2 protein-coding genes are annotated in these 9,795 nt (G+C 61.2%); both read left to right on the forward strand.

What is annotated here, in order from left to right; all coding sequences use genetic code 11:
* The first annotated feature begins 314 nt into the window (after nt 1-314).
* Nucleotides 315-2,366, forward strand: a complete 2,052-nt coding sequence (locus tag ABD301_RS41135; protein WP_344315439.1) for a LamG domain-containing protein — start codon at nt 315-317, stop codon at nt 2,364-2,366.
* A 102-nt stretch (nt 2,367-2,468) separates the two neighbouring features.
* Nucleotides 2,469-9,440 (forward strand): polymorphic toxin-type HINT domain-containing protein, encoded by a 6,972-nt coding sequence (locus ABD301_RS41140; RefSeq protein WP_344315441.1) that lies wholly within the window; start codon nt 2,469-2,471, stop codon nt 9,438-9,440.
* The last annotated feature ends 355 nt before the right edge of the window (nt 9,441-9,795 follow it).

Genomic DNA, 9,795 nt, shown 5'->3' on the forward strand with positions numbered 1-9,795 from the left:
GCGAGTGGAACTACACAATCAAATCAACTGTTTGAAATCTTATATGATTCCAGCCCCTTACCGGCGTCACGTTCTCCGTCTACATCACGCATTCTTATTCCTGTACGGCCTCATACGATGAGCTGCGCGTAGTCGCGCCATTCGACGCCTCGACGACCTGGCGCAACCACTCGGGTTCGTGGACAGGCTCGGCGATCTCTTCGGCTAGCAGTGTTTCCTGCGATGACGCACACAAGTTTGTCGAGTTCGGTGGAGGCCAACTAGTCAGCCAGGTGCAGTCGTACGCGAATCAGAACAAGGTCATTACGTTCGGCATGAAAGCTCCTAATGAAAGCACTCACGACCAATGGAAGACCTTTGACCCTACGTCCGCGCGGCTGAACGTCACCTACAACACGGTTCCCAACGCACCGACCGATTTGGATGCTGTCGGGAAGGGATGCGCGAGCGGTGACAGCCGTCCGTTCGTGGGCGAGACCACTCCAACGCTGTCGGCCGCGGTCTCTGACGATGACGGGGGTCAGCTGCTTTCCGCCGGAATCTACTACGGTGCGCTTGGATCGAGCTCGTTCATCGGCTCGATCAGCCAGTCAAGCATGCGAAGTGGGACCAGGTTGACCGGCGCGGTTCCGGCCAGCCAACTCGCCGATGGCCAGAGCTACTACTTCCAGGCCCGAACCAACGACGGGATCGACACCGGTCCCTGGTCGAAGGTCTGTGAGTTCACCGTCGACACCACGCTGCCGGACAAAATTCCGACGGTTTCCTCAACTGATTACCCGAACGACGATTCTTCCCACGGCGGAGTGGGTCGTACGGGACGGTTCATCTTCGGTTCCAATGGGGTGTCCGACCACGGTGTCAACGACATCGTCGGATATCGATACAGCCTTACCAGCTGCGCTCCCACCAGCGCCACAGAGGTAAAGGTCGGGACACCTGGTAGCTCTGCGACGGTCGCGATCACCCCGACCACTCGAGGACAGGCGACTCTGTGCGTACGATCGGAAGATCGAGCAGGCAACGTCTCAGACCCGCTGCTTTACCGGTTCTACACCAAATCTGCCACCGACCCGACGATCAGTTACCCCGCTGATGAGGGCACCGGCACGACGGTCGCCGATTCGTCGGGGAACAACCATGGCGCGAACGTAGTGAACGGCGTGTCGTGGGTAAGCGGCCGCACCTCCGACTCGGCCGACAAAGCGCTGCAATTCGATGGAACCAGCGGGTACGGGACCAGCAGCGGTCCGGCGTTGACGACCAATGCGACCTTCACCGTGGCTGCGTGGGTGAAGGTGCCAGCGGTTCCGACGGCGAATGAAACCGTCCTCAGCCAAGCCGGGAACAGCGGAACCGCATTCTCCCTCCAATATCGAACCGGTATCAATCATTGGGTTTTCGCGATGACGGCGACAGACTCCGATGCCGCCGACGTGGTGGTCGCCGACTCGGGTGTCGCGCCGGTGGCCGGAACCTGGGTGCATCTGGCCGGCACGTACGACTCGGTCAAGAACGAGGCTCGGATGTATGTGAACGGGACCTCAGGGCCACCGGTCACGGTGGCGAACTCCTGGAACGCCATGGGGCCACTTCTGATTGGTCGATCTCAGCTCGCGGGGCAACCCGCCGAGTTCTTCGCCGGGGACATCGATGATGTTCGTATCTGGGATCGCATTGTCCTCGCGGACGAATTGGTGGCGATGGTGGACAGCGATTCGCAGTTGGGTCGCTGGAATTTCGATGAGAACACTGGCACCACCAGCACGGATGCCAGCGGGCGCGGCCACGACGTGACCCTGTCGCCGGGTGCGTCGTGGATACCAGACAGGGATTCCTTCGCGACCGCGATGGCCCTGAATGGGACTTCGGGATATGCCCAGACGAGCGGGCCAGTGATTCACACTGACCAAAGCTTCTCGGTCGCCGCCTGGGTACGGCTGGATGCCACCTCATCCTGGGAGACTTTCGTCAGCCAGGACGGGGTCCGGAACAGTAACTTCTATCTTCAGTATCGAACGGACAGCAAGAAATGGGCGTTCTCCTTCCGAACCAACGACACCGACACCTCGCCGGTTCAGTACGTGTCCTCGGACGTCAATCCCATCGTCGGCAGGTGGACGGCCCTGGTTGGCGTATATGACACGGTCGCGCGGCAGATCCGTATTTATGTGGACGGGACGTTGGCCGGGACCCTCGCAATGTCGTCCAACTGGAATGCCACCGGGTCATTGGCGATTGGTCGCGGGAAGAATGGTGGCGTTCTCGGAGACTATGTGCATGGCGCTGTTGACACCGTCGAAGTGTACAGCGGCGTACTTTCCGGGCGGCAGATCAACGACTTCTCAGTGAGCCCTAATGCGTAGGCCGGTCGACGCACAGATGCCGGTCTCTGTCCCGTACCGCAGCCTTCTTCGGAGGATCTGATGTCCGTATTCACTCGGCGTAAAGCTGGAATTCTTCGGGCTGTGACCGCGGGAACTGTTGCTGCCGCAGTCGTCGCCGCGATGCTCACCGGCACTGAGTCGGCGGCCGCCGCTGACGGCTACCAGCCACTGAAACCGCGGCAGTACAACCAGGTTCCGACGGAAAACGCCCCTCCCGTCGCGCAGAAGCCTGATCCGGGTGCGGTTCACGACTTGAAGACACCCAAGACTTCCGCGTGGCCATCGCCTGCCATAGCGACGATGAGTGTCGGCGCGCCGGCGAGCGGCACCTCCGTAAAGGCGCCAGCCGCCAGCGGCACGGCGACCGGGTCGGTCGGATCCCTGCCGGTTTCGGTCAACGCCGTCCCAGCCACTGGCGCGGCGTCGGCGAAGGTCGCGGCTGCGACCAAAGTGAGCGTAGAGGTCGTCAACACTGCTGGCACAGCCCTTGCGAACACCCCGGCAGTATTGCTGCGGGTGGTGCGAGCCGACGGTGGCACCAGCCCTGGGAACATCGACTTCAGCGTCAACTACTCTGCATTCCGCAACGCCTATGGGGCGGATTTCGGGAACAGGCTACGGCTGCTCAAGCTGCCCGACTGTGCGCTGACAACGCCCGGCAGCGGCACGTGCGCTGGCACCCCGGTTCCGTCGACAAACCTGACCAGCGGATGGGTACGAGCCACTGTCGTGGCCGCTGGCCAGCCGTCCACAGCCACGGGGGCCGCTGCGCCGACTGGTGCCCTGTACGCGCTCGCCGCTGGTGCCAGCGGTGGCTCGGGCTCCTTCAGTGCTACTTCGCTTTCGCCGTCTGGCAGCTGGGAGGGCGGCGGACCGTCTGGTGATTTCACGTGGTCGTACCCGCTGCGTACGCCGCCGAGCCTCGGCGGTCCGACCCCGAGTTTGAGTCTTTCGTACTCCGCGCAAAGTGTGGACGGGCGGACCGCGGCGACAAACAACCAGCCCTCGTGGGTGGGTGAGGGTTTCGACATGTGGTCCGGCTACATCGAGCGGAGCTACCGCTCGTGTGGGGAGGACATGCGGACCACTTCGAACAACAAGACCAAAACTGGTGACGAGTGCTGGGTGACCGACAACGCCACCATGACCTTGAACGGCAAAACGGTCGAGCTGATCAAGGCGGACAGTGGTGATGCCTGGCATCCGAGGCAGGACGACGGCTCGCGCATTCAGCACCTCACCGACACTTCACTCGGCAACGGCGACAACGATGGCGAATACTGGAAGGTCACCACGCCCAACGGCACGCAGTACTGGTTTGGCCGGAACCGCATTCCAGGCTGGACAAGCGGCGCGCGGCAAACCAATTCGGTATGGACCGCCCCGGTCTTCGGCAACGACGCGGGCGAGCCGTGCAACAAGCCGACTTTCGATGCCTCGTACTGCGACCAGGCATGGCGATGGAACTTGGACTACGTCGTGGATCCACACGGAAACTCGATGTCGTACTGGTACACAAAGGAACTCAACAACTACGGCCGTGACCTGACTTCCACTGCCGTCTCCCAGTACGTCCGGGGTGGGACTCTTGATGAGATTCACTATGGCACCCGCGAGGGCATTACCTCCGGGCCGGGCAGCAACCTCGGCGTACCGCCGATGCAGGTTACTTTCGCCAACGCGGACCGTTGTGTGGCCGGAAAGGACTGCAGCGCCAAGACTCCGACCAGTTGGCCCGACGTGCCCTGGGACCAGTCCTGTACGTCGACAACTAGCTGCACCCAGACTGGTCCTACTTTCTTCACACAGAAACGCCTCTCAACCATCACCACACAGGTTCTTAGTGGGACAGCCCTGAGGAACGTGGAACGATGGACCCTCAACCAGTCCTATCGAGATCCTGGTGACTCGACCCGGGCCGGGCTGTGGTTAGCCGGGATTAGCCACGTCGGTCTGGATGTACCGGCAGGGCAGCCTGCGACGACGTTGCCGGACGTCACATTCGACGGTGTGCAGATGAGCAACCGCGTTGACACACCCACCGATCAGCGGCCAGCCATGAACTGGTGGCGGATTTCGAGCATCAGCACGGAAACTGGCGGCAAGATCGGCGTCGCGTACGCACCTGCGGAGTGTGTTGCCGGAACTCACATGCCGTCGTCCGCCGATTCGAACACGATGCGCTGCTATCCGGTGCGGTGGACACCTGATGGTTACACGGACCCGATTACCGACTGGTTCCACAAATATGTCGTCAGTCAGGTAACCGAGACAGACCAGGTCGGGGCCTCACCGGACAAGGTGACTAGCTACGAATATGACGGCGGCGGCGCCTGGCACTACACAGACGACAACGGCGTTATCACTACACAGGACAAAACCTGGTCGGTTTGGCGAGGTTATGGCCGGGTCAAGGTCACTGAAGGCACAGGTGCCGACGCGACAACGGGAGAAACGCTCTACTTCCGTGGTATGAACAGCGACAAAACGTCGAGCGGTAGCAAGAACGTCCAACTCACTGACTCACAGGGCGGCACCTGGCCGGACAGCGATCCTTTCTCGGGTATGGCCCGTGAGACGATCTCCAAGAACGGCACCGCCGAGGTCTCCGGAACCATCACGGACCCGTGGGCGTCCGCGCCGACGGGGTCACGCACGATCAACGGCGACACGGTGGTCTCGCGATACGTGGCCCCTGGCAGCATCCACAAGCGTACGGATCTTGACGGTGGCCGCGGCCTGATGCGCAATACGGTCACCAATACGTACGACGCCTACGGGATGCAGACACAGGTCAACGACACCGGTGACGAAGCCAAGACCGGTGACGAAAAATGCGCGGTCACCACGTACGCGCGCAATACCACTGCGTGGCTGATGTCTTACGTCTCCCGAATGCAGACCACCGCGTTGCCTTGCGGTCAGACGGCGACGACCGCGGACCAGGTTTTGGGCGATGGACGCACGTCTTTCGACGGCCAGGTCTGGGGTGTCGCGCCCACCAAGGGTGACACGACGTTGGTCGAAAGCCTCTCCGATTGGAACAACGGCACTCCCACATACCTAACGGCGTCGAAGTCCGCGTATGACCTCTACGGTCGTGTCAGCGACTCGTGGGATATTCGGGGAAATCACTCGCAGACCACGTACACGCCGGCGTCCGGTGGACCGTTGACGACGACTGTGTCGACCGGCCCTCTGGGTTGGAAAACCACCGTCGACTATGACCCGGCAACGGGTTCGATGGTTGACCAGGTCGACCCGAACAACAAGCGTACGGACCTGGCCTACGACGGTTTGGGACGGCTGACCGCTGTTTGGCTGCCAGGCCAGGACAAGAGTGCCGAGGCGGCGAACACCCTCTATTCGTACACAGTGCGTACCAGCGGTGTGAACACGGTGACGACCAGCACTCTTAATTCCAACGGTGGCCGGATCGCGACCTATTCGATCTACGACGGGTTGCTCAGGCCTCGGCAGACCCAGGCCACCGCGGCCGGCACCAAATATGGTCGGCTCATCAGCGACACCTTCTATGACACCGCTGGTCGGGTCGTGAAGGAGAATGCCGTCTATCCCGCGACCGGGGCAGCCGGCCCAGATCTCGCGACTTACACCGACAACAACCTGATCCCGAACCAAACGGCTACATCGTACGATGGCGCGGGACGACCGACGGTGAGTGCGGTCAGCTCCCTCGGTAAGGAGCTGTGGCGAACGGCGACCGCCTACGGCGGAGACCACACTGATGTCACGCCGCCTGCCGGTGGCACGCCAACGTCGACGTATACCGATATCTACGACCGCACCACGGAACTGCGCCAATTCCATGGCCCGACGCCGACCGGTGCCTACGATTCGACGAAATACACGTACAACACTCGCAACCAGCCGCTGACGGTGACCGCGCCGGACAACACCGTTCGGACCTTTGGTTATAACTTCCTCGGGCAGCAGATCAGCCTGCAGGATCCCGACCGCGGCACCAGCACCACGACGTACAACACCGCTGGTGATGTGCTGACGACAACTGATGCCAGAAAGCACACCTTGGCTTTCACGTACGACCAGATCGGTCGTAAGTCGGCGGAGTTCGACGGCAGCACCTCGGGAACGAAGCTGGCTGACTGGACCTACGACACCTTGATGAAGGGCCAGCCGACCGGTACGACGCGGTATTCCGGCGGGAATGCGTACAAGACGGCTGTGACCGGTTATGACGATGGCTATCGGCCGACCGGAACGGCGATTTCGATTCCGTCGAGTGACACGACACTTGGCGCGCTGGCGGGCACATACACCTTCGGCTCGTCGTACACGATCGACGGCAAGCTCGGTGGAAATACCGAGCCGGCGGCCGGTGGTTTGCCGGCGGAGAGTTTGACATATGGGTATGACGACTTGGGTGAGCCGACAACTCTGAAGAGCGACCAGGTCAGTTATGTAGCTGGTACGCAATATTCGGATTTCGGTGAGCCGTCGGTTTATACGATGGCGACTGGTGACACGAAGCCGGTGACCCAGATCGGCCTGACATACGACGTGGGCACGCACCGGATTGTCGACACCCTGTTGTCTCGTGAGACGGGTTCGCCGAGCCAGACAATTTCCGACACCCGCTATTCGTATGACCTTGCGGGCAATATGACGAAGATCGCTGAGACGCCGACGAAAGACGGCGATGTGGGTGCGCCGACAGCTGACACGCAGTGTTTCTCGTACGACTATGTGCAGCGGATGACGCAGGCATGGACACCGTCGGCTGGGGCTTGCTCTGATTCGCCGTCAGCTTCGACGGTTGGTGGTGTGTCGCCGTATTGGCAGTCGTTCGCATATGACACATCCGGCAACCGGCTGACCAAGACCGACCATGACGTGACCAGTTCGCCGGCATTGCGCAAATTGACTGGTGAGGCTGGCACCGGCGGCGACTCGACGACGACTTATCACTACCCCACCAGTGGTGTGCAGCCACACGCGGTCGCGTCGGCGACTGTGGTGGATGCTGATGGGTCGACGACGAACGGTTACACGTACGACCCTGATGGGTCGATGTTGACGCGGCCTGGTGGTCAGCAGTTGTCGTGGGATGCCGAGGGCAAGTTGGCGTCCGAGACTGATTCAGGTCTGACGAGTTCGTACGTCTATAGCACCGATGGCACGCCGTTGATTAGTCGTGAGCCGTCGGGGACGACGTTGTATTTGCCGGGCGAGGAGTTGCGGCTGAATGCGACGTCGAAGACCGTCAGTGGGACGCGGTTCTACACCGATGGCGGTAGTGCGACGTTGGCGCAGCGTACGGCTGCGGGTGTGACGTGGTTGATGCCGGACTGGCAGGGCACGACGAACACGACTGTTGGTACTGATGCTGCGCAGACGGTGTCCGAGCGTCGGCAGACGCCTTTTGGTGAGACTCGTGGCACGAAGCAGTCGTGGGTGAATCAGCACGGTTTTGTTGGTGGCACGGTTCAGTCGTCTGGGTTGGAGCAGGTCGGCGCCAGGGATTATGACTCGACTTTGGGTGCGTTTATTTCTGCTGATTCTGTGGTGAGTATTGGTGATCCGCAGCAGTTGCAGGGATATTCGTACGCGCAGTCGTCGCCGGTGACCAGTAGTGACCCGTCGGGCAACATGACTGAGGAAGCCAGCGGTGGTTGTGAGCAGTACTGTCGGCAGATCGGTCCGCCTGCTGGCCCTTCCGGTGGCGGTGGCGGTGGCGGCGGTGGTGGTGGTCGGCCGCCGACGACGAATGCCTCGGGTAGCAACCATGGTGATGATGGTGGTTGGTTGGGGTGGCTTGGTCATAAGGCCAGTGACGCTTGGAACGGTTCGGCGAACTGGATCGATGATCACAAGGCTGTGATTGCTGGTATCGCGGTTGGTGTTGCTGTTGGTTTGGCGTGTGAGGCGGCTACTGCGGGTGCTGGCTCGATTGGTTGTGCGGCGTTGGCTGGTGCTGCTGGGTCGATGACTCAGTACGCGATTGAGACCAAGGTCGAGGGTAAGGGTTCGTTCTCTTGGGGTGGTCTGGCGATGGCCGGTGCCACCGGTGCCGCTGTCGGGGCCCTGACCGCGGGCCTCGGTTCGGCGTTCGCCGGAGCCGGCGCGAAGGCGGCCGCGGGTGAGATAGCAGACGGCGCCGCGGCTGCCGGCGCTCGGGCCGCCACCGCTGGCGCCCGCGGCGCCGCTACGAGTGCTGAGCGTACGGCTGTTGGTGCTGGTTCGCGGGCGGCTGCCCGGGCGGCCACCGATGACGCTGGTGATGGAGCCGTCAGCTCCGCTGGCCGCACGGTGGCGAAAGAGGCGTGTCCGAACAGCTTTGTCGCTGCGACGATGGTACTGCTGGCCGGCGGTGCGCTCGTACCGATCGCCCAGATCCACGTCGGTGACAAGGTCCAGACCACCGACCCGTCGACCGGCCAAAACTCGGTCCAGACGGTCACTGCAACGATGAAGACCCTGACCGACACTGACTTCGCCGATGTGACGATCAAGGACTCCCACGGTCACGTACAGACCATCACCTCAACCCAAGGCCACCCCTACTGGGACGCCACCCGACACGCATTCGTACAGGCAGCATGGCTGGCGCCCGGTGACAAACTGCTCCAACCAGACGGCGCAACCAGCACCGTAGAGAAGATCAGCAACTCAACGGGCCGCGCACCGACCTACAATTTGACCATCGGTGACACGCATACCTATTATGTAGCGAGCAGTTCGAGCTCAATTCTCGTACACAATTGTCCGGACATCTCGAGGGCGCTTTTTCGCTTCGGGAAGGGACCTGAGACAACTAATGGTTTGCAAGCTGATGCGGCTAGAGCAGTGCAGCACGATTTTCCACACGGAATCTCGACGATGAGCAAGCTTCCCGGTCGGATAGCTGCGAGTGGAGAGTATCGTTCGGCTACAGTTGGAGAACTGAGGGATGCGGGTTTCCAGGTCGAGAAGACTGGAAGCAACCCCTATCACTATACTGTTCACTTGCCGGAATCTATCACGGACGATGTTACGGGTGCTCTGAATGCTGTCTTTGGAGATGATAGTTGATGAATATTGATCCGAGATCCTCGGAAGAATACATTCGCGACATGGCGAACAATCCCCAAGAACGGCTCTCGGTCGCTGTGCGGCTTTCGGCAATAGAACCCGATCTTTGCGTGAAATTACTTCTGGAGATCGGGTCAGATAAGAGCGAGAGTTTGGAGATGCTGCGCGGTGTTGGGCATCTCCTTGCATCTCTGGCGATCGGCCGGCGATCGCTGAGTGAGTTCGAACTCCGGAACCTTTCCGGGAGCGCATATGATGCTTATTGTGAATAGTGGTTGGGGAGTCCGCACATGCATAGATAGTAGACTGGTCAGGCCCTCCCTCCCTCCCTCCCTCCCTCCCCCCCTCCCTCCCC

Source organism: Fodinicola feengrottensis, assembly GCF_039530045.1.
GTDB classification, from domain to species: Bacteria; Actinomycetota; Actinomycetes; order Mycobacteriales; family HKI-0501; genus Fodinicola; species Fodinicola feengrottensis.